Annotated in this window: 19 protein-coding genes; 8 read left to right on the forward strand and 11 right to left on the reverse strand. The window is 67.4% G+C overall.

The genetic code is table 11. The annotated features are described in order from the left end of the window. Nucleotides 1-987: low temperature requirement protein A (locus ABZX11_RS41640; RefSeq protein ID WP_354923941.1), on the forward strand; the 987-nt coding region annotated here is incomplete at its 5' end. 164 nt (nt 988-1,151) lie between these two features. Further along, entirely contained in the window at nt 1,152-1,292 is a 141-nt protein-coding gene (locus tag ABZX11_RS41645) for a hypothetical protein (RefSeq protein WP_354924038.1), read from the forward strand. Between the two features lie 51 nt (nt 1,293-1,343). On the opposite strand, the gene ABZX11_RS41650 is transcribed toward ABZX11_RS41645, so the two are convergent. The 7 genes from ABZX11_RS41650 to ABZX11_RS41680 form a co-directional block, all read right to left on the reverse strand. Further along, nucleotides 1,344-2,342, reverse strand: a complete 999-nt coding sequence (locus ABZX11_RS41650) for an ImmA/IrrE family metallo-endopeptidase (RefSeq protein ID WP_354923943.1) — start codon at nt 2,340-2,342, stop codon at nt 1,344-1,346. Next, nucleotides 2,339-2,989, reverse strand: coding sequence for a hypothetical protein (locus ABZX11_RS41655; protein ID WP_354923945.1), 651 nt, complete (start codon nt 2,987-2,989; stop codon nt 2,339-2,341). Before ABZX11_RS41655 ends, ABZX11_RS41650 begins: the two co-directional genes overlap by 4 nt. Further along, the gene (locus ABZX11_RS41660) at nt 2,973-3,563 is read right to left on the reverse strand and encodes a sigma-70 family RNA polymerase sigma factor (RefSeq protein WP_354923947.1); all 591 of its coding nucleotides are present in this window, start codon (nt 3,561-3,563) and stop codon (nt 2,973-2,975) included. The genes ABZX11_RS41655 and ABZX11_RS41660 overlap by 17 nt, the downstream gene beginning before the upstream one ends. 34 nt (nt 3,564-3,597) lie before the next feature. Next, nucleotides 3,598-5,070 (reverse strand): hypothetical protein, encoded by a 1,473-nt coding sequence (locus ABZX11_RS41665; protein WP_354923949.1) that lies wholly within the window; start codon nt 5,068-5,070, stop codon nt 3,598-3,600. 76 nt (nt 5,071-5,146) lie between these two features. Beyond that, complete coding sequence (locus ABZX11_RS41670; protein ID WP_354923951.1) at nt 5,147-5,623, reverse strand: hypothetical protein; 477 nt, start codon at nt 5,621-5,623, stop codon at nt 5,147-5,149. Then, nucleotides 5,620-6,036, reverse strand: coding sequence for a hypothetical protein (locus ABZX11_RS41675; RefSeq protein ID WP_354923953.1), 417 nt, complete (start codon nt 6,034-6,036; stop codon nt 5,620-5,622). The genes ABZX11_RS41670 and ABZX11_RS41675 overlap by 4 nt, the downstream gene beginning before the upstream one ends. Then, nucleotides 6,036-6,362, reverse strand: a complete 327-nt coding sequence (locus ABZX11_RS41680; RefSeq protein ID WP_354923955.1) for a hypothetical protein — start codon at nt 6,360-6,362, stop codon at nt 6,036-6,038. The genes ABZX11_RS41675 and ABZX11_RS41680 overlap by 1 nt, the downstream gene beginning before the upstream one ends. 444 nt (nt 6,363-6,806) lie before the next feature. Between ABZX11_RS41680 and ABZX11_RS41685 the strand changes: the two genes are divergently transcribed. Continuing rightward, a complete protein-coding gene (locus ABZX11_RS41685) occupies nt 6,807-7,502 on the forward strand; it encodes a hypothetical protein (RefSeq protein WP_354923957.1) in 696 nt (231 codons plus the stop codon). Nucleotides 7,503-7,654: 152 nt separating this feature from the next. Here the strand turns inward: ABZX11_RS41685 and ABZX11_RS41690 are convergent, their stop codons facing one another. Next, on the reverse strand, nt 7,655-8,524 hold the full coding sequence (locus ABZX11_RS41690; RefSeq protein WP_354923959.1) for an alpha/beta hydrolase: 870 nt from the start codon (nt 8,522-8,524) through the stop codon (nt 7,655-7,657). A 338-nt stretch (nt 8,525-8,862) separates the two neighbouring features. Between ABZX11_RS41690 and ABZX11_RS41695 the strand changes: the two genes are divergently transcribed. The 5 genes from ABZX11_RS41695 (at nt 8,863) to ABZX11_RS41715 (ending at nt 23,127) form a co-directional block, all read left to right on the forward strand. After that, nucleotides 8,863-11,319 (forward strand): hypothetical protein, encoded by a 2,457-nt coding sequence (locus ABZX11_RS41695; protein WP_354923961.1) that lies wholly within the window; start codon nt 8,863-8,865, stop codon nt 11,317-11,319. A gap of 1,360 nt (nt 11,320-12,679) precedes the next feature. Continuing rightward, nucleotides 12,680-18,904 (forward strand): tetratricopeptide repeat protein, encoded by a 6,225-nt coding sequence (locus tag ABZX11_RS41700; RefSeq protein ID WP_354924034.1) that lies wholly within the window; start codon nt 12,680-12,682, stop codon nt 18,902-18,904. A 92-nt stretch (nt 18,905-18,996) separates the two neighbouring features. Further along, a complete protein-coding gene (locus tag ABZX11_RS41705; protein WP_354923963.1) occupies nt 18,997-19,935 on the forward strand; it encodes a hypothetical protein in 939 nt (312 codons plus the stop codon). Continuing rightward, nucleotides 19,932-22,256 (forward strand): ThiF family adenylyltransferase, encoded by a 2,325-nt coding sequence (locus ABZX11_RS41710; protein WP_354923965.1) that lies wholly within the window; start codon nt 19,932-19,934, stop codon nt 22,254-22,256. The genes ABZX11_RS41705 and ABZX11_RS41710 overlap by 4 nt, the downstream gene beginning before the upstream one ends. Further along, nucleotides 22,246-23,127 carry a nucleotidyltransferase gene (locus ABZX11_RS41715; RefSeq protein WP_354923967.1) on the forward strand — a complete coding sequence of 294 codons (882 nt, stop codon included), beginning with the start codon at nt 22,246-22,248 and terminating at the stop codon, nt 23,125-23,127. The genes ABZX11_RS41710 and ABZX11_RS41715 overlap by 11 nt, the downstream gene beginning before the upstream one ends. Before the next feature lie 683 nt (nt 23,128-23,810). Here the strand turns inward: ABZX11_RS41715 and ABZX11_RS41720 are convergent. Genes ABZX11_RS41720 through ABZX11_RS41730 form a run of 3 tightly spaced genes read right to left on the reverse strand, consistent with a single transcriptional unit; the run spans nt 23,811 to nt 26,169 of the window. After that, the gene (locus tag ABZX11_RS41720) at nt 23,811-24,287 is read right to left on the reverse strand and encodes a Mov34/MPN/PAD-1 family protein (protein WP_354923969.1); all 477 of its coding nucleotides are present in this window, start codon (nt 24,285-24,287) and stop codon (nt 23,811-23,813) included. Continuing rightward, the gene (locus tag ABZX11_RS41725; protein WP_354923971.1) at nt 24,284-25,582 is read right to left on the reverse strand and encodes a ThiF family adenylyltransferase; all 1,299 of its coding nucleotides are present in this window, start codon (nt 25,580-25,582) and stop codon (nt 24,284-24,286) included. Before ABZX11_RS41725 ends, ABZX11_RS41720 begins: the two co-directional genes overlap by 4 nt. Then, nucleotides 25,579-26,169 (reverse strand): hypothetical protein, encoded by a 591-nt coding sequence (locus ABZX11_RS41730; protein ID WP_354923973.1) that lies wholly within the window; start codon nt 26,167-26,169, stop codon nt 25,579-25,581. Before ABZX11_RS41730 ends, ABZX11_RS41725 begins: the two co-directional genes overlap by 4 nt. Nucleotides 26,170-26,175 lie beyond the last annotated feature (6 nt).

Genomic DNA, 26,175 nt, shown 5'->3' on the forward strand with positions numbered 1-26,175 from the left:
GTCGACCACGGGATCGCGCGGCTGGCCATGTTCGGCGCGATGGCCGTGATGTTCCTGGTGTCGCTGACCATCCCGGAAGCCTTCGTCGACCACCCTGGCGGCCTGTACGCGCCCGCTCTCTTCGTCGTCTGTTACGCGCTCGTTCGGCTTCTTCACCTCGTTGCCTACCTGGGCGCGGCGAAGGACGATCCGGGACTGCGGCGGGTGCTGCTCAAGATGTTCGTCGGGCTGCTGCCCAGTGTCGTGCTGCTGGGTGTGGCCGCCTTCCTCGGCGGGCCGTGGCAGCTGGGGCTGTGGGTCGTCGCGCTGCTGGTCGACTACCTCAACGTCTACCTCACCGGGCCGGACGGGTGGCGGTTGAACTCGCCCGCGCACTTCGCCGAGCGGTTCGGGCTCATCGTGATCATCGCGCTCGGTGAGTCGATCGTCGCCATCGGGATCGGGATCGGGGCGCTGCCCATGTCGTGGCTGGTCGCGGGTGCGGCCGTGTGCGGGCTGGGGCTGGCCGCCGGGATGTGGTGGACCTACTTCGACGTCGTCGCGCGGGTCTCCGAGCACCGGCTCACCCAGGCCACCGGCACCGAGCGCACCAAGCTCGCCACCGACTCCTACACCTTCCTGCACCTGCCGCTGATCGCCGGGATCGTGCTGGTCGCCCTCGGGCTGAAGAAGGCCTTCCTCTACATCGCCGACACCGAGCACCACACGCCCGGCGAAGCGCTGCACGGCGTGCCGATCTGGACGCTGACCGGCGGCCTCGCCCTCTACCTGATCGCGCTCAGCGCGCTGCGCAAGCGCAACCTCGGCAGCTGGAACGTCCAGCGGCTCGTCCTCGGCGTCCTGCTGGTCGCGGCGACGCCGCTGCTGGAGCACGTGCCGGCCGCCGCGCTGCTGGTGGTCGCCGCCGCGCTGGTGCTCGGGCTCATCACCTTCGAACGGCTGCGGTTCGGCGAGTGGCACCGGAAACTGCACACCGCGCACCCATGACCGACCCCGCACTGGCGCGCGAACCTGACTCCCGAGTTAATCTACTGTCGAGTAGGTAGCGGATGGAGGGGTCGCATGGCTGTGCCAGGGAAATGGGACGCGATGGGCTGGGGTCTATCCGCGCTGACCCGGCTCGCCGGGAGGGCGGCGAAAGGATCTTCGTGATGTCGGGCGAGCGCGCGGACGCGGTGATCGTCTGGGCGACGCTGGACAAGTCCAAGAGCCGCACGGCGATCAAGCCGTTCGTCGCGGAGAGGGGGCGGGCGGCCAGGCCTGGGCGGCGGCTTCGAGAGAACTGTGTATGACTCTGCAAATGGAATCGCAGAATGTCATGTCCGCGAATGAAACGGAGTGCGTTATCGGCAGTTGCTGCAGACGTCGTTCTTAAGGGCATTCTTAGGAGATTGCGCGAAGCATTCCTTGCAGGTTCCGGTCAAGGACTGTCGTCGCTGGCAGTCGCATTGCCCGCATCTTGGACAGAATGGCTTCCCGCAGTCGGGGCAGGGAAATCCCGTTGTGCCGCCGGCGAAGCCGCATCGGCAGGTAAAAGTGGTCCTTGGCTGTTCGATTCGCTGGTGTTCCGGGCCAGTCAGGTGGAGCTTGTCGACATTCCAGAGGTCGATTTCGGCGAGAACAGCGTACGTGCGCTTCGGAGATGCTGCGGCGTTCAGGTAGAAGGTGTTCCGAGTACCCCACGGGGTGGACCAGAACGACTTGCGGACCAGCTGCTGACCGGGTTGCAGCCGGGCTAAAGGGTGGTCGCTGGGGACACCTTGGCCGGAAGTGGGGTAGACCGCCGGGCGGTCGACCAACCGGGCGTGGACGACCTTTTGGGTGGCGCGGTCAGTGATGACGACTGCGCCTGTGCAGGTGAGACGGCGGGCCAGCGCGATGGCGCATACGATTTGACTGGCCTCAGTCTTCTTGAATAGCTCGAGCAGGTGCTGCCCGGTGATCGGCCCTTTGCCGACGATCGTGTTCAGGACTTCGTCTGGCACGAGGAGCATGGCGGCGAATTCATCGCAGAGTTTCTCGACCTCGACGGCCGGTTCTTCCTGATCGGCGACCCAGTTCAGAGCTTCCTCGTCCTGAAGCACCAGTATGTGCCCGTACTCGTGCAGGAGGGTGAAGTTCTCGCGACGTGAGTCCGTGGGCGAGTAGAGCACGGTGTTGTGCTCGCTGAACGACATCCCGTCGCACATCCCGTGGGCGCCACGGCGAGAAGTCAACTGCTCGACTGCGCGAACGGTGAGACCGGTCCCGGTCATCGCTTCGAAAGGCGCCTGGCGAAGTGCTTCTCGAAGTGGTGCGGGGAGTGCCCGCACCAACCTGGTGGCCTGGCTCCTTCTGGTCATGATCTGTCCAAAAAGCCGGGGATCGACCGAAACTGCCGGAGGACGGCAAGCAGAGCTTCGACCGAGCCACCGGTGCGGTTCCTATGGGCGGCGCCGGCCAACGTGGACGTGGCGCGCTGGCGGAGCTCCGCAGGCTGGACGCCGGCCTCGGCTGCCCAGTCCGAGAGGAAAGTTTGGATTTGCTGGTCGTCGAAGAGGTCGTCGATGCCACCGGTTGGCTGTGCCGCGGTGAGAAGTGCATCGTCTCCGACGGATAGCTCTTCGGCGATCGCGGTGATGAGTGCGGGGGCCAGGGCGGGACGGCCGAGCTCCCATTTGAACGCTTCCTGCATGGTCACGTCCCATCCGCGAGCGTTGATGCGGGCGACGAGTTGACGGAGGTCCAGTTGCGACCGTTTGCGCGCGGCCGCGAGTTTGCGGCCGTCGACGAGTACGCCCGGATCGGGCACGAGGCCGAGCATCAGAGCGACCGGGTCGTCGTGCCTGACGGGCTCGCGAGTCGGAGGTCCGGTTCGTTCCTGCTCTTCCGCGGCGAGTTCGGCGGCGACGTTCACGGCGTCGAGCCAGGGAGCCACTTCGTCGTGCATGTCCGGAGCTCGGCCGTCGTCGGTGCGTTGCCTGGAACCGTCATCAGGGTTGCCGGTCACGCGGACGATTCACCTCCTCCTTGAGCCGCTTCAGTGCTTCCTTGTGCAGCTGGCTCACTCGTTGGCCGGTCATGTGCAGCTCTTCGCCGATGTCTTTGTTGGTCCGGCGGTGGGCCTGCTTGGCGATGACGATCGCACGGGACCGCTCGTCGAGTGCCTCCAGTGCAGCCTTGGCGCGGTCTGCGCGCTCCGCCTGTTCGAGGTCCTCATCTCGCTCGAGGACGGCGTCGCCAGTCGGGTCGTGCGGTGCGTCGCGGTGAATTCGCGGATCACCGTCGTCGACCTCCTCGTGCTGCCGCGCCATCGCCAGGGTCTTGCAGGCGTTGCCGACCGCGACGTGCAAGTAGGCCTCCCAATTGGACGGCCGGGGCATCCGGCCCTCCTTGCGGTAGTTCACCAGCCGCTCGAAGACGATGCTGAGGGCCGTGCCGGCTTCACTCCGCAGCCTGGGGGGAAGCTTTCCCTCTGCGTACCTTTTCAGGGTCCCGTGGTAGCGCGCGTAGAGCGCGCCGGGGTCGGCCGCCGGGCCGTCGGTTGACCCCGGCGCCTCACCCGCTTCCTGACCGGCGCTCACAGCAGCAGTATGCGCCGAACGGCGGTAAGGGGGGTCATGACGCACCGTGCGTGACCTCGACCGGTACCTGAACGCCGTACAACTGCTGGTACCACCGGCGCCGGGTTCCCGAGCGGCACAAGCACCGGCCCGTGCGGTCGGCCGGCACTCGGCGGACCAGCCCGGGCGGCAGTCCACTGAGGTCGACGTCTACCCGGCCCGCCAGCACCGGTAGACCGTGAATCTGTTTCACGATCTCCGCCGCCGCCAGCACGCCGGCGAACCAGGACACCTGCGGCGCGGCCACGGCGACCACCTCCTCACCGCCGCCAGCAGCGCCCATGCGGACCTCGGCTTCGGCATACGCCTGACGGACCAGGTCGTTGATCGACCGGCCGACGAGCGCGTCCCGCCGATGTGCGGGCAGCTTGCCCGCCGCGATCGCCTGGTCGATGTCCGCGGCGGTCAGCTGAGCCCCGTCCTGGAGCAGCGCGAGCACCCGCTGGACGGACAATCCGGTGGTCTCGGCGTAGACGCCCGCCTGGGTGGCTGGAGGCTGGGCGCTGACGAAGTCGCAGAACGGACACGCGAACCCGTCGCCGAACCCTTCCCGCTGGGCGTGCAGGGAGAGACCGGACACGCCGAGGGACAACGCCGACCGGGCCAGCACGTCGGTTACCTCCAACCGGCCCGTGAGGGTGTCGACTGACGACAACACCAGCCCGTCGAAGCCCGGGGTTTCCCGGCTGACGACCCAGTCGGCGACGCTCGTGGAGACCGGACGCGCGCCCAGGCCGAGCTTCGTGAGCTTCGAGGCCATGTAGTCGGCCTTCGGCCCGCTCTCGGTCCCGAGGAGCGCCGGATAGCGGAAAGGGTTTCGCGTCGGGTCGAAGATGTCGGAGTCGATGACCGGGATCTCCTCGAGCGCATCCGTGCTCAGCCTCCCGGTGAGCTGCGGAGCGAACGCCGTCGCGAGCAGGGCGAGGCTGCTCGTGCCCACCGAGCCGACTCCCGCGACGGCCAGCTTCAGGCGACCGCGGACCGGCCGGCGCGCAGGTGTCCCCGGCGCCGCGGCCAACCCGTAGTCGATCAAGTTCGCCACGTACGGCGCGTCCACCGCAACGCCCGAAAACCCGAGGGGGCCAAGCACACGGATCAGGAGCTGGCTCACTGCCAGGCACGCCGCCGCGTGCACGCCGAGCGCGTGGGTCGTCACGGCCCCCACGGGCTGCGGAGTCAGGCCGAGGCGGACGGTGTAGTCGTCGCCGCCCACGCCGAGGTCGCCGGCCTCCACCTGGATGCCGAAGGTGACCACGAGGGTCCGCTGCGCCGCGTGCTTGGGATGAGGGCGTACGGAGGCCAGGGCGGTCAACAGGGCGGCGCTGTCACAGGCGCCCCACCAGTTGGGTGGCAAGGCGACCCGGTGCGCGAAGGCAACGTCGCCGAACAGGCGAGCCGCCATGCCGGTGAACGCCGCCAGCGCGGTGGCCGCCCCGTCAGTCACGTCCGTCCCGGCGCGGATCACCACCCGCACGTCGTCCAAAGCACCCAGGAGCTCGGCCGCGGCCGCCTCGTCGGCGGTGCCGAGGAGCCTCAGGCGCGGGTCAGTCATCAGACCTCACCTCCGGGTCCGTGCGGAGGTGAAGGTTCCGTTCGCTGCCTGGGGGCAGGGACCGCCACTGATCGCCTTCGCGGCGCAGGACTGCACACGCGTCGAGGCCGAGGCGCAACCCGAGCCCGAAGAACGGAGCGACGATGGAAAGTGCGCCTTCGTGGGTCAGGACGGGGTTCGCGTCGTCGGCAGGTGAGTGGAATGCCTCTGCCGGGTGGGAGTGGATCCGGGCGACGTAGAGCTCTCCGGGTTCGAGGGCCAAGGCCAGGTCGATCTGCCCGGCCCGGGTGACCTCCACGGAGACGCCGCCGCCGGTGCCCCGCCACGGCCGCTGCTGCGGAATGACGAGTGCCGCGCCGTTCGGGCCGCTTTTGATCATGGCGGTGCCCTCGTGACCGCGGGCTCCGCGATCTTCGAAGAACATCCGCGCGTCGGCCAGCAATTGCGCCGGCAGGGCCAAGGGGCTCATGGCCCCACCTTGGTCAGGAGGCGGTCCAGGAGGCTGTCCGCTCGGAGTGCGTATCGCACCGCGTCCCACCTTTCTCCGTAGTGGCTCTCGTGGGCGTAGTAAGCCCGGGTTCCGCTGATGCAGACCCAGGGCACGCCGAGGCTGCTGTGGATGCCGTGGGCGAACCCAGGGATCCACTGGTCGAGCGGAAGCACGTCGCCCGCGTCGTCGACGAGGGCGACGTCGAACGGCTCCGCGTCGTACCGGGAGCCGTCCAACCGCAACGTCCACGTACCGCCGGCGGGCGGTCGCAGCGTCATCAGCAGGCTGGAACCCTCGCGGCGGAGGTCTCCGGCGCGAGGGCCCAGCCGTGCCCGCGCCTGCTCGACCTCGATGTCGAGCAGGTCGGCCAGCACCCGGGGGTGCAGGGCCATCAGCCGTCGACCTGCGGCTTGCGGTTGATCAGCACGAGCACGTTGTCCTCGCGCACGCCCGCGTGCTGGAGGGTCGACGTGGGGTCGAGCTCTCCTTCGCCGCCGCGGGGCAGGGTCAGGGCGTACTCGCCGTCGACGAGCTCGCCCTTGTTGACGAAGTACTTCACCGCTTTGCGGGTGAGGTCGGCGACCTTGTCGTCCGGCTTGACCGTCTCCCGCACCTGGTGACCCGCCAGCGTCCGGACGATCACGTGGAACGGGTGGTTGCCGCCGCCGTGGCCGGCCTGCTCCACGTTCTGTCCCTGCGGGACATTGGTGTTCGGCATCGTTCTCCTCCTCGGTTTCGGTGCCGTGTACCGAGTAGACGATCGACCTCGCCAGAATGAAAATTCCCAGGTCAAGGGCACTTTCTGTCGCAGCGGTAGTGCGCCCTGCTGGCGGAGCTCGCCTGCGCCGCTGCTCGTCGACAAGCGGGACCGTTCAGCCCGGCAGGTTCCGCTCCTCAGCCTTCGGCACTGACAGCGCGGCATTCGCCACCCTGGCCGCGTGCTGCACCTCGACGCGGAAATCGGCCAGGTCGACAAGGCCACGCAGCCGGAAGGCTGCTGTTCCTGAGCACGGGACGCGGGCGGTCCAGGGAAGCCGCCCGCGCCACCGTTGCTAGCCGAACGTCAGCTGGTGGCGGTGGAAATCGAAGTGCTGCGTCGGAACCGGTACATGTCGGCCAAGGTCATGTAGTCGTGGACGAACGGATCCCATCGGGTCGGGTAGTGCGTGCCACGGGTGAGTTCGTCCTCGGTCTCGCCATCAAGGCGACGGTGCAGAGCCACGATCGTCCGATCGAACACTGCCAGCATTCACCTCTTCGGCATCACCATGCCGCCGAGCCAGGAGCGGCGAAGCGGGCACATCCCGAGTCCGACGCCGACGACCTGCACGCAGGAGCGGCCCAGTCGGCCAGAGACCGGCTGGTCGCGGCCCAGGTCGGTTCGCCGGCCGCGCCGACCCGACCCGGACCATCCACGTCGGACGCTCCTTCGGCGGCGCGTCGGCTCCGGAAGCCTGCCGCGGCGACCCGCGCTGCGCCGGTCCCCAAACCTCTGCTGTGGCGGCTGGTCACGGGCACCGTCGGTGTCCTGCTGACCGCGCACTCGCTGGCCGGGCTCCCGAACCCCCACGTCGAACCCGACCCGTTCCGCCTGCTCCTCGGCGAGCAGGCGGGCCAGCTCGCCGCCTGGTACAACCATCTGGCGTCCCGCCTCGACCGCACCGACCACGGCGACGTGCCGATGCTCGCCCCGCCCACGTTCCCGGAGCTCCTCGAGCAGCCGGGTGCCTCGGTGCGCGACCTCGCCTGCGCGTTGTGGGTCCACGAGCACATCAAGCACATCGCCGCCCGCGTCGCCGAACTCGTCGAGCCCGCCGGCGTGGTGGCAGCCCAGCGCCACCGCCCGTGGTGGCGGTAAGGACGTAGCGGTTCTCCTCTTCGAGCCGGTGCGAGACGTCGTACGCCGGTTCGTGCCGTCGGCGGCCGTGACTTGCCGAGCGGTCCGGGTGGTCCAGAAGGAGGTGGACACCGTCGCATGGCTGTTCATGCCGTCCGGAACAGGGCGGGGAGTTACCAGGCCGCGGCCAGTTCGGTCAGCATCATGTCGAGAGCGCCGATGGCAAAAGACAGGTGGCCTTCGCCGTCGAGAAGGTGGGCTGTGGCACCCGGAATGTGACGGGCCAGCCATTCGCCGTTTCGGAAGGGAACGAATAGGTCTTCGGTGCCGTGCCAGATGAAGGTGGGGACGGCTATGTCGGTCACGGAAAATCCCCACGGGCTTACGAAGGCCAGGTCGTCGTCCACCCAGCCATCGACGCCTGGGTGCAGACCTTCGGCGTAGTTAGCGGCCAGGTCCGCGGCGTACTCGCCGGTTAGGACTGCGCGGTCAACGTCCGGGAGCAGAGTGCGCCATTCCTGCATGATCGCCGCACTGTCGTTAGCGCCAAGGCTGTGGGCTCGGGATTCCAGTGCCGGGCGAAGTTCGGGCTCACCGCATAAGGCTCGGCCGAACAGCTCAATGTTCAGTTCACCCATTCCGTCGAGAAAGTCAAGACCGGCCACGCCACACGGGGCGAGCCCGGCAATCACGAGTGCGCCAGCCACTCGCTCGGGCAACAGTGCGGCGGTGGCCAGGCAATGTGGGCCGCCTCCGGATCGGCCCGCGACGAGGCAACGTGGTGCGCCGAGGTGATCGAGGATTGCGGAGATATCCGACGCGACATCGGCGATCGCGCGGCCGGGCAATCTACTGGACTGACCGTAACCGGCGCGCGAATACCGCACCAGGCGGAGGCCATGCTCGTGCACCGTGTGCTGGAAACCGGTGAACCGGCGTACGGATCCGGGTGTACCGTGGTGAAAGATCATGGGCAACCCCGAAGGCGGCCCGGTGATCTCGATGTGCAACGTCCGGCCGTCCGGCAGTGCAATGTAGGTCATGCCTGCATTGTCAGTGCCGCCGTGTCGCGCAGCAACGCATCGGTCTGGTCGAGTTCGCAGCACAGACGGCTGCGGACCTGCAGTCCGTTACGCACTGGAGCATTACGTGCGGGCGAGGACGAGATGTTCGTGAGCGCCGATATCGCGGGAGTTCGCGTGGCACGTGGTCGAGAACGCGTAATCCGACGAGCCGGCGCTTGGTAGTGGGTGCTCGATCCGGCAATGACGAAGGGTTCATAGCGGACGTGATGTACATCGATCGGATGATCCGACTTGGAGAGTGCGACGCACCGATCGGGTAGCGGCTCGAACCAGATGCCGCATGGTTCAATCGTGCGGTGGCATCGACCGAGATCCTGTCGTACACCTCTGTACGTACGACCTTGCGTCCTCCGCGAGTCGTTATTGTCGTCGACGGTGGTCAGCATTGGAGTTACTGGGTGCGTCGCGCTCTGTATCGCGCGGACAGGGCCTGGGGTGGTGCTGGCTTCGCGGTCGTACCGCACCGTGGTGGTCAGGTCGACGCCGTACTGCTGCGCGCATGCGAGGCATATGACCCAGATTTCGTCGTGACTTACAGCCCAACCGTGGACGACGTAGAAAATCTTCGTCCGGGCTGGTTCACGGTCTCTGGAGATGACGGCGAACCTCTCTCAGGCGACGAACGAGAGCGGATGCTCAGCATGGTGCTGGACGATGCTGTGCCGAGCTCCGACGATCACGCAGCACGTGAACAGATCGTTTCCGTGTGCTCTCCCTACGCATCTCGCCGGGGAGGTGGATGGTACGAGAGCGTCGAGTACCTGGGCGACGAGCCGACCGGCCATTTCCCGAACGTTGTAAATATGTCGGAGACATGGCATGCATCTGTCCTTGCCTGTCCCGCGCATTGGGGAGGTGTGCTCGGTGCTGCCGTGGCAAATCATGCTGGTGTCGCCGCACCACCAGAGCACAATGCTGAAGAACCTGTGCTTGGTGATGCTCTTCGGGAGCAGCTGGTGGGTTGGCTGCTCGACGACCCGAGTTGCTCAGCGCCCGACGAGTTGGTGTGGCATCCCGGCGTGGCAGTCGGCATGGACACCAAGACGATGCCGACCGCCCACACTCGATCCAAGACGCATCTCGTCGAGGTTCATACCGGCTTTGATATCCACCGCACCGGGCTCTTGGTCGTCGGCGACAGCGCCGAGGACTTTGCGCTGGCCCGCCTCTGGCAGCTGACCTTCGGCACAGGATTCTGGCTGCCATCGTCGTTGCTTGACGGTGAGGGCACCGCACGGTGGCGTCTCGGGCACCGTATTGCACGGATCGCACGTGATCTCGCTCGAAACTCCAACCGCCTGGCGATCACGTCGATCTCGCGATCGGAAAAGGAACTCGAGGTCACGCGCGACCGCGTCGTTGAGGCGAATCAGATCAAGATCCCCGGGCAGCAGGATCCGGGGCTCGATGTCATCCTCAGTCCGAAGTTGCCGTGGCAGCAGCAGCCGATCGTGAGTCTGGCCGTGGAAGACCAGTGGGACAGCCAGGTGACCGTGCCGATATCCGTCGCGGAGGACGGTACTCGTCGAATGGCGGCACCGCTTCCTGCTCCGGTGCTCGTGAGTGCCGATTTGGCGGCTCAGGAAGATCTGCAGTGGCACGTCGACGTGCACTGGGAGGACAGCCGCGCTGTGCGTCGACGCGGTTTGGACAGCATCGAGCTGTTCGGTAACCGCCCGGCTTTTATGTCCACATGGGCAAGAAGCAGCCGCCACGGCATGACCTACCAGTCACGGCGGAATGACTTCGTCACGCGCGGGACCAGGCCGGAAAACACCCTTGCCCGAGTCGCACTCCGCGAGTTGAGCCTCGCCGCATGGATCAGAGCCAAGGCGGCGGAACGCGATCTTGTAGCGAGGCCGAGTGAAGCGGGTCTGCGCACGGGACTGCTAGCGGACATGCTCGGAGGGCGCGAGCAGTACGTCGATGTGTTCGGTGGAGTTCTGTTGCCGGCGCTCCGCGGCATGTTGGCGACCAGTTCGACAAGCAAGGTGGCGTACCCGGACGGTGACGGCGTGTCATTGTCGTCAAGGGAGGGTGTGTTGACCTTCGCCGGAATGTGCGCGCGCGTCGCCGGCCTCGATGAAGCCGACGTGCGTAGCCGGGTGGATGCCGTTCTCCGGGCCGGGGTTCTGCGCCGCGGGCTGGTGCTTCTGTGTTCGACGTGCCAGCAGAAGCAGTTTCAGACCATCGATCGGCTCGGCCAGCGCTGGCGGTGCGTCCGCTGTGACGCGTTGAACGACCTTGACCAGGCCGCGTGGAAGCTCCCCGTGAGCGAACCGACTTGGTTCTACGACCTGCACCCGGTGGGTCGGCATGTCCTGGCCGAGCATGGTGAGGTGTCTGCCCTGTTGTCGGCATACCTGCGGACGACGCAGAAGGACCAGCGCAAAACGTTCGTCGACGTCGACGAGGTCATGTTCCTCGACGGGGGCAAACCACAGGTCGAAGTAGATCTGATTTCGTACGCTGACGATGTCCTTACCGTCGCCGAATGCAAAAGCGGTAGTGAATTGACCGGTCGAGAAGCCAAGTTGGAGGTGGAGAAAAAGTGTCGCGTGGCGGCGTGGCTGCGCGCCGACCGACTACTGTTCGCAACTAGCGCCGAGGCATGGACACCGGTCACTATGGGCTCGGTCCGCGACATTGTGCGTGACTTCAGTGGTTGGGGCACGTTAGGTTCACCCGACGTCAGGTTTATTTCTGGCTTGGGGCGGAATCGAGCTGATGTCGTCGACGAAAGCGGCATATGACTGATTCCCGGGTCTTTGAGACTGCTCCCCTTAGAGGCGGTGGGTGCGGCTTTGATGCGCTGCAGCATTCCTGCGGTGACTGGTCGGCTGGCGGCGCCGTGGGTGTGGATGATCGTGGTGAACATTGCCTGGACGTGGGCGTTGGTCAGTTCCTTGATCACGTGCCCGCCGAGGTAGGGGGTGAGGTAGCCGCGGTCGTGTTGGCGGTGGCCGCGCAGGGTTGAGTGACCATGCACCGAGTGCCTGACGGTGCGTCCCGAAGTCGAGTGTTCGTCGCACCTAAGCCGTTGACTGCGCGGCGAGCAATTCAGTCATCATGTGTCGGGTTGACAAATCTACCCGAATGTCTGCATCGCCCGCCGAGGCGAGGATGCGAATACGCCTTCTCAAGGATCACTTTCTTCGAATGGGCTCATGAACGCCCTCGTCCGCCGGGGTTGGGGTAAGGGTGGATGGCGGAGAAGGTCTGCCGAATTCCTCTTCGTCTTTAATGCTCTCGTCGATTGTTTTCGTCGATTGACTGTGCTCGAATTCGAATCGCCCGAATTTGATCTTCAAGTAGCTATTGCTTGCCCCTTTGATCAAGTGAAACAGGAGTGTTGTGAGATAGAAAATAAATAGTGTCAAAACCATTATGGTTGGACCGAAGAAGGCGCCTGTCGCTGATATGCCCTAGCTGACCATGGTCCGGAGCTTCCCGCTGGTCGGAGTGGGACCTCGTGGCTGTCTGTTGCCGACATAGCATCTGCAACTACACGCAGCCCTGCTCCGGTAACCTGCGTTCAGGCTGGTCGGGCCGCGTGGATCAGCGTTCGGGTCGCCACCTCCGTCTTGGTCGTTAGAATCATCTTAAGTCGCACGCACGCGACCTGTACAGAGGTCTTGACTCGATGTCGTTGTCGAGGAAAGACTGCCGAAAATGTCACTCTTTCGAGCTACTCCTCTGGTGTACCGACCTGGCGGCACGGTTTGGACCGACCATCGTCGCCTGCCTGTCGATCGAACTCGCCGTGAACCTGGGCGCGGTGAGCTGCGGAACGCGCCGGGGTCGCGGCGGCACAGCTGCAGCGGAGCCTTCTGATGTTGATCCGGACATCTGGCTACGGTGGGGTGTGCCGGACGGCCGGCAGCTGACCGCGGACGAGCGGTCGATCCGCGCGGGCATTGTGTCGATGGTCAAGGGCTGGCCGGAGCCGGGCAGTCGGGGACGGCGAGCTGATGCCCGTTGAAGCCACGTGAGACTTGATGCTCCGGTTGATCGGTGGCATAGAATCCCGGCACCCGCCGTGGGTTCGGAGGTGACGTGACCAGCAGCGAGGAGCCGCCTGCGGATCTGCGTGCCCTTCTGGCCTTCGGGACTGTGTTGCGCGAAGGTGTCGAACTCGTTCGTGAACAAGGCCACGGCACGACCGTCGTAGTGGGTTATGACGAACAGGACGCCGCCCTCGTGGAAGGAGGCATTCGGGTCGACCTCCCGCTCACTGCAGAGGAGATCGGGCGCGCCGCGCGCAACGACAATGCCACGGTGGTCACCGCGGATCTGAAACTGATCCTCATGGAACGCGTGGTCCTGCGACCGCGGTCGCAGGTCGCCGTGACCGCAGGCGGGACTCGGCACCTCTTCGCTTCGCGGTACGCCAAGGAGACCGGCAAGCCGGTGGTCGTGGTGAGCGAAGAGCGAAGATCGGTAACTTTGTACGTGGGCGACCGCGAGCACACTCTGCGGTCGAGAACCGAACTGCGTCAGCAGGTCGACGACCTGATGCCTGCCCTGCGCCAGGTCGGGAAGCTGACCGCCGAAGCGGACGCGAGCGATCCGGCGAAGCACGCCCGGCTGGCGTTGGCGAAGGATGCCCTTTCCGAGCTGCGCGGACATCTCGCCGAACTGGGCACCGCGGGTCGCGGGCTGGACATCGAATGCGCCCTCATCGCGGCGACCCTCGGGCTCGCGTGGTCGCGGCCGAGCCAGTCTCTTCAGGCCGTCGTGGAGGCCAAGGTGACGCTCGTTCCGGTACCGGACCCGCAGCCGCCGTCGGTGCGGAACGAGGTTTCCGGAACCGCGGGCACCGTGGTGCAGGCCGGCTCGATCGGCGCCCTCCATATCCACGACCACCAGCTGGCGGTGCTGCCTCCTCAGCAGCTCCCGCCCACGCACGCGCGCTTCACCGGGCGTAAGAAAGAACTGGCCGAGCTCGACGCGATCCTCTCCGGTGATGACGGGACGCCGAAGCTCGCCCTGGTCACCGGCGTGGCGGGGATCGGCAAGACCGCGCTCGTCGCGCGGTGCGCGCGCTTGGTCGCTGACCGGTTCCCCGACGGGGTGCTCTACACCGACCTCCGGGGTTTCGACCCGACCGGCCCGCCGGCCGACCCGGCTGAGGTGCTCGGCGGGCTCTTGCGCGATCTTGGCGTGCCGGAATCGTCGATTCCCAAGGACCTCGACGGCGCGGTCCGACGCTACCGCTCCTGCCTGCACGGCCGCCGGTACCTCGTGGTGCTGGACAACGCGCGCAACGCCGACCAGGTCCGTCCCCTGGTGCCCGGCTCGTCCACGTGCGGTGTCCTGGCGACGAGCCGATCGGAGATGCGGAGCCTGGTGGCCCAGGTGGGGGCGCGTCGGCTCGTGCTCGACGTGCTGCCGGCCGGTGACGCGATCACCCTGCTGGACAACGCCGCGGACGACGGCGCCGGTCCGCTGGTCGCGAAGCTGGCCCGGCTCTGCGGGTATCACCCGCTCGCCCTCTGCATCGCGGCGGCGCGGCTGGAGGGCGCTTCGCCCGACGAGTTCGCGGACTTCATCGCCGAGCTCGAAGCCGAGCTGCTCGGCACCCTGACCGAGGCGAACGACTCCACGGCATCGGTGGCGGCCGCCTTCAAGCTTTCCTACGACGCGTTGCCGGCCGAGGCGCAACGGACGTTCCGGCTGCTGGGTGCCTATCCGGGGCCGACCCTTTCGCGCGCCGCCGCGGACGTGCTCGTCGGCAACCGGGCGGGCATCCGGACGCTGCTCGACGCGCACCTCCTGGAATCGGCTGGCCCCGGCCGGTATCGGTTTCACGACCTCGTCCGAACTTACGCGGCGGAGTGCGCCTATCGGGATGAACCCGCCGAAGAACGGTACGCCGCGCTGCGCCGCGCGGCCGGCTGGTTCCTCGAGACCGCCGAAGCCCATGACCGGGCCCTCGACGCCTGGCGCCCGCGGATTCCGGGCTTCGCGCCCGTTCCGGCTGAGCCGGGTGATGCCGCCGCTGCGGAGATGTGGTTCCAGACCGAGCTCGTGAACCTCGCCGCGGTGACGCGCGCTGCCTGGGAACAGGACGAACGCGACCTTACGTGGCAGCTGGCGCTCGCCCCGTCGGCGTACTTCTTCAGCCGCAAACCGTGGGCCACCTGGATCGAGGTCCAGGAAACGGGTCTGAAAGCCGCGCGGGCGACCGGCGAACGCGAGGCCGTGGCCTGGTTGTGCGACGGGCTCGGGGTCGCCTACCGGGAACGACGGCGGACCGAGGACGCTTTCCAAGCCCTTCGTGAGGCGATGACGGCCTTCCAGGAGTCGGGGGACGCGGCCGGTGAGGCAGAGGCAAACCTGCATCTCGCTCAGGCCCACCGCGAGGCGGGCGAACTCGAATCGGCACTCCAGTGCGCCACCACCGCTCTCTCGCTGTTCGAGTCGACCGGGCTCCAGCACGGCCAGGCCAGGACCGCGAACCTCCTGGGTGGCATCCACCTGGCCCTGGACAACTTGCCGGCGGCGCTGGACCACGCCCGGCAGTCCGTGGCCACGTTCGACGACCTGGGTGACGAGCACGGTCGTGCGTGGGCGGTCAACAACCTGGCGGGCGTGCTCGCGAAGCTGGGGGAGCGCGAAGAAGCCGTGGCCGCGTTCCGGGCGGCGGAGGCAGCTCGCCGCGCGATCGACCGGTACGGGCTCGCCTTCACACTGCTGGGCCTGGGGGACGTGCTCTCCGCCCAGGACCCCACCGACGGCGAAGCGCGGCTCAAGTACCTCGAAGCCTTCGAAATCTTCGACGAGCTCGACGACCCGAACGCCGCCCTGGTGCGCACTCGCCTGAAGGCCGGGGAGCTCGAGACGGCCGCTGGCCGGTCCGTGGCCCACAGCCTGCGCCTACTCTCCGACCGGCTGGCCACCGAGCTCGATGTTGCGGCCGGTCAGGGTGTCGACGGCGACCGTCACCGGCTCAGTACCGGGCTCCACGTGCGGCGAACCGAGCACTCCCGGGTCGTCGCGCTGCTCCGGGACGACGGTTACGACAAGCCGGTCCTCGTGCAGGGGGCAGCCGGCGAGGGCAAGAGCAGCCTCCTGTGGGCGTTGTACACGGAACTCACCGCCGGCACCGGGACGGACGCCTATCTGTTCGACTCGTCCTGGCTGACCTCCGCCGCGGGGCACCAGCCGCGGGTCACGATCGACGCGCTCGTCGCGGCGGCCGAGCTGGCGCGCTCGCGCGGCCACGTACCCGTGTATCTCGTTGATACAGTCGACCTGCTCCTCCACGACGAGCGGCAGCGCCAGGACTTCCTCGACATCTGCGACGCGATCGCTGGCGCGGGCGCCGAACTCGTCGTCACCTCCCGCCCGGAGGAGGCACGGACACTGCCCGCCGCGGCGTTCCGCACCGTCGTCCTGGGGCCCTACGACGACGAAGAACTGCCAGCCGCCGTGTCCGCGCACGTGTCGGTCTTCTGCCCGGACGCACCGCCCGGTTCCCCCGAGGAGAAGGTCAGCACGATCCTCCGCGCGTCCGCCCGTGGCTTGACCATTCGCGAGGTCGTGCTGAACCCGCTGAAGCTGCGCCTGCTGTTCGAGCTGTACACCCCGGACTTCCCGGTGCTGGAACACGATGTGGCGAGCCTGTACGAGACCTACTGGGAGCGGCGGGTCCACACGGACCGACGCGGGGAGCTCGCGGTCGCGGACGGTGCGGATCTCTCCTCGACGGCCGAGAACGCCGGGATCGCGCTGCTCGCGGCCGGGCTGGTCGAGCTCGGCGAGCGATTGCTGGTCCACTCGGCCGCCGAGGTGGCGGCCGGCCGGGACCCTCGGGGCGAAGCCGACCGGTCGATCGTCCGGGCCGAGGTCACGACTCTCGCGCACCGTGGCGTGCTGGCCCGCTCCGGTGACGCCGTCCGGTTCTTCCACCAGACGATGTTCGAGTACGCGGCCTCCAGAGGCCTGCTGGCGCGGGATGGTGTCCGCGCGCTGGACTTCCTCACCGGACACCTCCGGGAGCACGCGGACGATCTATTCGTCGGCGCGGTGACCGAGCAGGCGCTGATCCTCGCGGTCGACGACCCGCTCTGCGCGGAGGCCGCGGCCGAGATCCTGGCCGACCTGGCCGAAGCCGGTGTGCCGCTGCTTCGGCGGATCGCGCTCGGCGTTCTTGCGCACCGGCCCGCACTCGCCGACACTACCGAGCGGCTGATCGAGATCGCCGACACCGCTGCCCTCCGGCGCTATGCGCAGACGATACCGACGGTGGCCAAGGCGGACGTCGGTCTGCAGATCGCGATGCTGGAACGGGTCTGGCAGCGGGACGAGTCCGTGCGCAAGTCGGTGCTGGAAGCTCTCGAACGCTTGAGCGCGCGCAGCCCGGCCCTCGTCGTCGCGGCGGTGCGCCGGCTGAACTGTGTCGCAGTGGTGCTGTCCTGGAAGAACGATCCTGCCGGGATGGTGCTGCTGCTCGCCCGGGTCCTGGTCGCCGCCGCGCCGGCGAACCCTGCGTGGGCGGGGGAGGAGCTACTCGCGCTTTTCGACGCCACGATCGACCGGAAGACGCATCGCGCCGTGCCCTGCCGCGTCGTCGAACTTGTCGCCGAAAACTGGCCGGTGCTGGGATCACCTGCCACCGCGGCGGCCTTCCGGGGCCGGATCGTGCGCTCGCAGGAAAACCACGACGCGGCTGCTTCGGAAATGCGCCGGGCTCTCGGGCGCATCGAGGCCCTCGAGTGGCGGACCCGGCTCGACGAGCTCGCGCCGAGCCCGGACGACTGGTGGCTGATGACGCTCGAGGACGTCTGCACGCGCCTGGAACGGGACAGCCGGGACGTCCTCGCCGACGCGCAGCTGCAGGCGCTGGCCGAGCTCATCACGACGGGCGTCCTCGGCCGGGAGCTCGTCACGAGGACGATGACGCGGCTGCGCGGCCTGGGTGGGGCCGCTCCGTTCGCGCTCGGCTGGCTGTTCCTGCCGCTGCTGCGTGCCGCGGCGCGCGGCGAGGCCCCGGCCGTCGCCGCCGTCCCGATGATCACCGGGCTGCTCGACGGCCTTCCCGCGCCGGGGAACAGCCTGGCCGAGGGCCCGCAACGGCTGGCACACGCCGCCCGGCAGGCGCTCCGCGACGCGAAGCTCGAACCGCGGCAGCTGGCGATGCTCGTCGACGGCGTCCGGCCGGCCGGACGCGTGGCCGACTGGCTCGACGACGACGGCCTGGCGGTCCTGCTGATCCCGGCCGCCGTCGGCGGCCACCCCATCGCCCAGGCTGCGCTCGAGCGGGTGAAAGCAGACGCCGGCGTGCTTTCGCCGATCGGGCAGCAGAACGTCAGCTACGACCTCGTGCCCCACCTCGGCCGCTTCCCGAACTTGCTCCGGCTGCTCGTCGAGCTTTCCGTGCACCGGCAGGCCTCGCAGCCGCTGGCGGAGGTCGTGAACGACCTGGACGTCGAACTTCTCGCGGAGCTCCGAGGCTACTCGGCGACGCTCGGTGAACTCGTCGAGCTGCTGTTCGCCGGCAGCGGGGCGCAGCAGAAAGAGGCCGCCAGCCTCTGGCGTCGCCTCTACCGGGCCGGTGCGGTCGAGGCGCCGGACCAGCCGACGCTCGCCGCGCGCTTCCGGGCCACCCCGGTGCCGCAGGCTCGCGGAAACATCCTCGAGCTGGCCGTCGACGTGGCGCTGGACGAGAAGGCCGGGTTCGGTGCGGTCGACGGGATGCTGCGGCAGTTGTTCGAAGTGGATCCGGTCTCCGCCGCCGTGGCCGGACCGGGTGGGCGGCCAGCCGGGCACGTCGCCAGGATCGCCCGCTCTGCCTGGCTGAGGCTGACGTGCCGGGGTGGTTCGACGGCCGAGTTGGACCTCGATGAGGTGTTCGCCGTCGCGGCAGCCGCGCCCGCCGATGTCGACAGCTTCGCGGTCCTCGGCAACCTGATCACCAGGTTCGCGCGACAAGGCGAGCCGGAATCCGCGGTCGAGGTGCTGCTGCGTGTCGCGGCCGCCGCCGACGCCCAGCTGTCGGAAAAGCAGGAAAACGCGCTGGCCAACAAGCTGCGTTCCCCGCTGCGCGTGCTCTTCCGCTCCAGCCCGCTCGACGTCCAGCAGGAAGTGCTGCGTCGGGTCCCGCAGCTGCCCCGGACGCTCGCCCGGATCCTCGTCTCCGCGGCGGCTCAGGAGAACTTCGCCCAGCTGCGGCCTCGGCTGGCCGACCTGGTGCACGAGGAGCTGCCGTCCGGTGTGGAGCAGCAGATCCACGACGACATCCGCGTCCGTTCCCGGGAAGCCGGCCGCGGCACCCTGCCGAGGCTCATCCTGCCCCTCGCCGACGACGGCTCCGGTGAACCGCCGAAGACTTGACAGTTCGAGGACAATCTTTTCCGTACCGGACAACGCATTCCCGTCACGGTAAGGTCCGGATTCTCGGCGCGCCGGACACGGGAGATTCGATCATGGCGAAGACGTACCGCACAGCGGTGGCGCAGCGGACCGAACCCCGCCGCCGGCGGACGGCCCGATTCGCCGGCCGGTGCACGTCATGCGGCACCGAGTACGCAGCGGAAATCGTTTCGCGGGAATACGTGGTGCTGCAGGTGGCGGGTCGCACGTGTCTCACGTGCAATCCGGCTCAGGACGGCGGCGGCGCCGACGAAGCGGCGTCGGTGGTCGAGGTGTGGTGGGACGCTCCCAACGGGGAAACGCCGCGCTGGAAGACGTCCGGGCTGACCGTCGGCGAACCGGCCACAGGCGGGCGGCCCCGGGCGAGGGACGCCGCCGTGGACGCGGAGTGGCAGGACGCCGGCTCGCCGAAAGACTCCTTCAGCCAGTTGGAGTGGGACGTCGTCGCGGCGGCCTGGCGGCCGGAGAGCTGTGACGTCTTCGGCTCGCTGGCGGTCGTGATCAAGAAGTTCTGGTCGGCTGTCCAGTCCGGCTCGACGGCCGAGCTGGTGATCCGGCTGGCCCATGTGCCCGCGCTAGCCGCAGCACTCGTCTCCGACTTGCTGACGCGGTGCTTCGACGCCGAGGCCGGGCAGCACCTCCACGCACTGGACGGCCTGCTCCACCGGCTGGGCATTCTGTTGTGCGCCGGTACCGGGCGGATCTCCGGCTGCGGTGCGGTGCGCGCCGAACTCGGCCGGGCCCCGGCGGCCGCCGATCGGGTGCTCCTCGACCGGCCCGACTTCGTGCGGGTGCGCACCCAGATCGCCGGCGTGAGCCCCTTGCCGATCGGGGCCGCGCTCGGGTTGTCGACGCCGGCCCGCCTTCCTGCCGGCCCCGGACCGGCGCACGTCGAACCACCGCCGGAGCCCGACAATCCCCTGCGCCGCGAGAAGCTGCGACTGGAAAACCGAGGCGGGCTCTCGCACGCTCCGGTCGTCTTCGGTTCATGACCCGCAAATCCTTCGCACCGACGCCGGGCCAGGCGGGGGCGTTCGACGAACTCCTGATGCTGGCCCGGGCGTCCGGTGGCGATCTCGCTGTCGTCGGGGTGGGTGAGCCGACGCCGGGCGAGGAGCGGCTCCTGATCGAGCTGGAGATCAACTGCGGCGGTGCCGCGTCCGGCCGGTCGAGCGTTCCGCTCCTCGAGCGCGAGCGCGTGACGATCGCGGTACCCCCGCTGTACCCGCTCGAGCAACCTCGGGTGTTGCTCCGGCACCGCCGGTTCGGCGGGTTGCCGCACGTGGTCTGGGGTGTGTCGATCTGCCTGTACGTGGCCCAGTACGAATGGGACCCCGGTGTCGGCATGACCGATGTGCTCACCCGGCTGCTGACGTGGTTCGAGCACGTCGCCGCGGGCACGATCACCGGCCCCGAAGTGCCGTGGGACCCGCCGATCACCAACCTGGCCGGCTCGCCGGGCCGGCTGCTCGTCCGGCAGAACCTGCCGAAGGCCCTCGAAGACGACGAGTCGATCTGGCTGGCCGGTGCGGTCGTCGAAAGCGTGGGCCGGCGCAAGTACGAGGTCAGGCGCTGGCTCGACCTGCGGCAGGCGGCGCAATGGCTCAAAGCGGATCCGGCGCACCGGGGCGTGGAGCCCGGCCGGGCTTTTCTCGCCCCGGTCGTCGCGCTGCCCGGGCCGGTCGGCTTCAGCTACCCCACGAAGCTCGAGGGGCTGCTCGCCGGGCTCAAAAGCCAGGGGCTCGACTCGTCCGCCTGCGCTTCGCTGATCAACTGGGCCCGAGTGTCGGCCGCCGCCGCGGCGGCGGCCGGAGCCGAGCAGCCGGGCGCGGAGCCCCTGGGCCTGATCCTGCTGGGCAGCCGGGCGCGGCCCGACTCGGCGATCCGGGAGCGTATCGCGCACTTCGCGGCATGGTGGGCGGATTTCGGGTTCGAAGAGCGCGAAGTGCGGTGGATGCGGGTCGAAGACCAGCGTCCGGGCAGCACGCTCCGCCGTGACCACCGGCGTCCGGCCCGCTGGCTCCGGGGCAAGCGGGTGCTCGTTCTGGGTTGTGGTGCCCTTGGCGCGCCGATAGCCGAGTTCTGCGTGCGCGGTGGCGCCCGCCACGTGCGGCTGATCGACCCAGGGCTGGTGCACCACGGCTTGCTCGTCCGCCAGCCGTACGGGTACGACGACATCGGGTTCCCCAAGGCCGAAGTCCTCGGCGAACGGCTGCGCCGGACGTCCCCCGACGTGTCGATCGGGTATTCGGTCGCCGACGCGGTCAAGCTCGTCCGGAGCGAAGCTGGGCTGCCCGAGGCCGACCTGGTCATCGACGCCACGGCCAATCGCGCCGTCGCCGCGGCGCTGGAGCTGACGTGGCGGGACCGCCCCGGCCCTCCGCCTCTGCTGTCCGTCATGGTCAGCCGCCGCTGTGAGATCGGCATCGCCACGCTCGCGTTGCCCGGGTCGGGGGTGGCCGGGGTGGACGTCCTCCGTCAGCTGCTGCTGGCAGCGGGCGAAGACGACGGACTGCGTGACGTGCTGGACGATATACTCCCGGACGTCCCCCGAGGGGAGGTGTTCCAGCCGGAGCCCGGGTGCTCCGATCCCACCTTCGCCGGCTCCGCCGCGGATCTGGCCGGGTTCGCCGGTCAGCTGTTCACCGACGCACTCGCGCTCCTCGGCTTACCGGTCCCGGACGGGGTCCTAACGCCACGGAAGTACGCGACGGTCATGCGGTCTCCCAACGGCGACTCGCCGGGCGCGCCGGCGCAGCGGCTCCAGTGGACCAACGACGTCGTGCGGCCGGAAGCAGGCCACGGTTACCAGACGCGAATAGCCTCCACCGCCTTCGCGGCCATCCGGCAGGAAGTGCTGCAGAGCAGGGAACTGCGCGGGCCGGAGTGCGAAACCGGCGGCCTTCTGCTCGGCCAGGTCGACCACGCCGCCAAGATCGTCTGGATCACCGAGGTGAGCGGTCTGCCGCCGGGAAGCGCGGCCTGGGCCGAGGGATTGCTCCTGGATCCCGGGACGCAGCGCGAGTTCGCCTCGCAGCTCCGGTACCGAAGCCGGGGCCTGATCGGCTACCTCGGCATGTGGCACTCACACCCCTGGCACCGGGTGGAGCCGAGCGCCACCGATCGGGCCGCCATGGCGCAAATCACCCGAAACGACGCGCCGGCAGTCTTGCTGATCGTCGGCGGGAACCCGGAGAAGTGGGCACGGTGGCTGGACGGAGCGGGCCGGCCCGAAACGCACGTCGAACTCTTCTTCCCGGGCCGGAGTGAACCGCCTCGGGCTCCGCGAAAGGAGCGCGGAAATGTGTCCTGAACAGCTAGAAGAGTGGTCCGAGCGGCCGGGGTCGCCGTGGCCGGCGTGGACGAAGCAAGTGCTCAGCGACGCGCTGAAGAGGTCATCCCGTTTGCGGGAGTACTCGTATGAGATTGTCGTCCAAGGGTCCTACGCCAACAAGACGAACATCCCCGCGCACAGCGACGTCGATCTCGTGGTGCAGCTGAAGCTGCCCTTCGAGGAGCACTTGAGAGATCTCGGGTCGCTGGAGAAGACACGGTTCCACGCACGGTACGAGGACGCGACGTTCGGCTGGCGTGAGTTCCGGCAGGACGTCATCTCCGCACTGCGGAAGAGCTACTTCGTGACCGTGGGCGGAAAGTGCATCGATATCCGGGACTGGGACTCGCCGTTCCGGATCCCGGCCGACATCGTTCCCGCCCTCGAATACCGGCACTACCGGAAGTTCTCCTCGAGCGGTGCCGAAACCTTCGACGAAGGCATCTACTTCGAAGACAAGTCCGGGACGGCCGTGATCAGCTTCCCGAAGCAGCATCTGAGGAACGGCAACCGGAAGGACGCCGAAACCGGAGGGCGCTTCAAGCAGGTGGTCCGAGCCGTGAAGAACGCGCGGCTCCACCTGATGGACATCGAGGCCGACAAACAGGCCAAGGTCATGTCGTCCTACTTCATCGAGTGCCTGTTCTACAACGTACCGGACAACGAGTACCGCCAGTCCACGCTGCCGTCGGCCTACCGCCGATCCTTGTCGTGGCTGGCCTCGAACCTCGACCTCGCCGAGGATTTCGTCTGCCAGAACGGACTGGTCGACCTCTTCGTGCCCGATCGGACGGCCTGGTCGGTTGACTCGGTGCGATACCTGACAACCACCTTGGCCTGCGGGAGGTAATGTCTGGTACGCGGCGAAAGCGGAGGTGGTCGCAGATCATCGAGCGAAGCGCGGTGCATGTCGATGGTCATGAATATCCGCTGATAACAACGATTCGGGAAGTAGTTGAAAGCCATTTTGTCCACCATATTCCAGTGGACCTGCACGGTGTCGGGTGAGATGTGAGCCTTTAGTGGCATGCAGAGGTTGACGTGGCACCAGGCATCGTGGCGACTATACGCACGTGAACTGGCAAGCTTGGGATACCGAGTCGGCTGGCGCTGCGAGGTGGCGGAGGTGTCGACCGGTTCGCGGCGCTGCGCCGCGGCTGCCACTCCTGTTCGGGTCTTTGTCAGGGTAGCATGACGCTCTCGTTCGGAGTCGTAACATCGGTGACAAATGTTGCCCCCTTCCGGCGAGCGGATTGCTGGCGGTCATCGCGCGGAAGTGAAAGCCGGAGGCGCGGCGACCGCTTGGACATAGGTCGACCAGAGCCGTCCGCGCCTAGAGTATATCTCCTCGTAGAAGGTCGCCAGGTTCCGGTTCGGTGCGTCCCGGCCGTGTTCGACGTTTTGAGGTGGCCCTTGCTGATGCCGGGATCGCGTCCGTCGAATCCGATCGAACAGTTTGTCGTGGTCGGCTACTTCTGAAACCACTCACCGATAGAGCCCGGCTTCATTGAGCGTCGCACTATACTCTTGTGGTTAGGTGTGACCGTTTGTTATAATGACTCGGGTCTCAGATGGCGTAATGAACCATGTAGCTGTTTGCGGTTGTGTCCAATTATTCGTCGGATCAGCGAGGATGATCGCGACGAAGAAGTCGAAGTCAAGCTCGGGGTCGGCGAGTAACTTCTGGTAAGTAGCGATATCTCGGGAGCTTGGCACGGCTGGAGCTGCGAGGTGGGTGTGCCATTCTCCGACCCACACGCTTCGATCTCGTTCGAACGCCTGATCGCCGAGCGCCTGGGCATGGTTGAGGTCGCGTTGGAAGAATGTCGCTCGTCGAGTGGCATGTCGGCCGGGGCCTCCGGCATGACGGATAACGAGGCTGTTGCCCTCTGTCGTGCCGAGTAGAATCCCGCCGGTTTCGGTGCCGTCGCGGGAGGCTTGTGCCTCGTGGGCGATTGTGTCGACAACTGACGTGGCGACGATGATGGAGGCGGGGACGGTGTCTGTCACGGCTTCCCGCACGTAGGACAGTCATCACGCGGCGGCGCGACGGTGGAGACCCAGCGAGCGTTGCCGGTGTAGCCGAGGTCGTAGGGTCCGGGCCATCCGCGGCGTGCTTGGAGGGCAAGGTTGAGCTGCTCGCCGGGAAGACGGTGGGTGTAGTGCCCGGCCGTTTCCAGCACAGTCGCGGTAGTGACCTTGGCGGCAAGATCACCGACAATAGCGAGGTCAGAGCCTACCGCCGTCATTGGTTGATGTAGTGTACCGGTGCCATAGCCGGCCTCGAGTTCTGGTTCGGGATCGAACGTGCCGTCGTCGATGAGTGCCTGGCGGCGGCACAGGAGGCAGCCGTGGTCTGGGTACGGGCGTAGTCGGATGATCTCTCCGATGCCGCCATCGTCCAGGACGCAAGCTAGGACTGCAGGCTTTCCGGCGCGACGTGCGAGGTGGCTGACCACTCGTCGCGGAGCAACGCCATCGGCGCAGCAGAGAACGATGTCTGTTGCAGACAGCAGGCCGCGAACCTCGTGTGCGTCATCGACGACGTCGAAGCGGTACGGAACGATCCTTGTGTCGCTGCGCTGGTCCGAGAGGTGCTCGCGGAGCGCGTCGACCTTGAAATGTCCTACATGGCGGCCAGGAAGCACGTGGCGCACCAGGTTGTGCCACATCAGTCGATCTGGGTCGACCAGCAAGAGCCGACCGACGCCGTAGCCTGCGAGCGCCGTGACGGCTGCGCCGCCGATGCTACCGACGCCGACCACCATGACCGTCGCTTTGGCCAGGTCATCTATCGGCCAACGAGCGGCGAGCTGCCCCGTACCGAACTCTGCTGGTTCGACAGCGACACTGACACCTGAAACACCATCGCGCGTGACCAGCCATGCCGCGAATTCCGGAATGGGGGTGACGTCGTACGGCGGGAATGCGGCTCCACGGGCGTACGTGAGGACGATATAGCCGAGTGCGCCCGGATCGGTCAAGGGGCCGGGAAGCCGCTTGACGAACTCGTCGCGCGGCACGCAGAACTGATCTCCACGCCGGACGAGCTCGTACCACCAGCAGTGCAGTTCCACCGGTACCTGGAACCAAAGTCCGTTAACGCCGGTGTCACCCTGATTGAGTCGGTGTGTCTTAGGAGCCAGAGGTACCTGGTATCCGACTTCGCCGACCTTGACGTAACTGAGCAACATCAGATCGTCAGCTGACGAGTGCTTGAACTTGATCGCCCCCGACGTCCCGGCGTTCAGGGCCATGAGGCGCCGCAGCCCGTTGCGCGGAAGCAGGAGGACGGTGCTTGTCATCCTTCCTCCTCGGCGTCGGCGCTTGGCACGGATTCGGTCTCCTTTGGGTGCGCGTTGGTGCTTTCGAGCTGTTGGCCGGTGCTCGTGATCAAGTCGTCCAGGGATGAGTCGCTCACGATTCCGTGCAGGGTCATTTGCTCCAGTGCACCCGCCTTCATCAGCGCGTACTCGACGCGCCACGCCGCTGCCTTGATGATGATGTCGCAGACCGAATCACGGGGGTCCCAGGCAGTGTCGGTCTGGAACTGACATAGGCTGCCGTCTCCGTTCACATGCCATTGGTGCTGTGTGCACTCCACGGGTTCCGGTCGTGGATCGACGGGAAAGATCCGCGGAGGCACCATCGGGTACGCCTGGCGGTAGGTGATCTCGACTTGCAGGCCACGTCCGCCGAGGAGGAACACCAGCCCAGTTGGTTCAGGCCGCCCCAACGGCCACAGGGACAGCCTTCCGCTCCACCCGCCGGCGCCGACGGCGTGCCAGGTCAGCTCAGGAAAGGATGCGGCGATCTCGCGCTGATCTCGCGCGAACCGTGAGGGTTCGGCTTCCCACCAGGGGATTGCCGCGAACTCCACCTTATCGATCATGATCGT

Source organism: Amycolatopsis sp. NPDC004169, assembly GCF_040610315.1.
Classification (GTDB): Bacteria; Actinomycetota; Actinomycetes; order Mycobacteriales; family Pseudonocardiaceae; genus Amycolatopsis.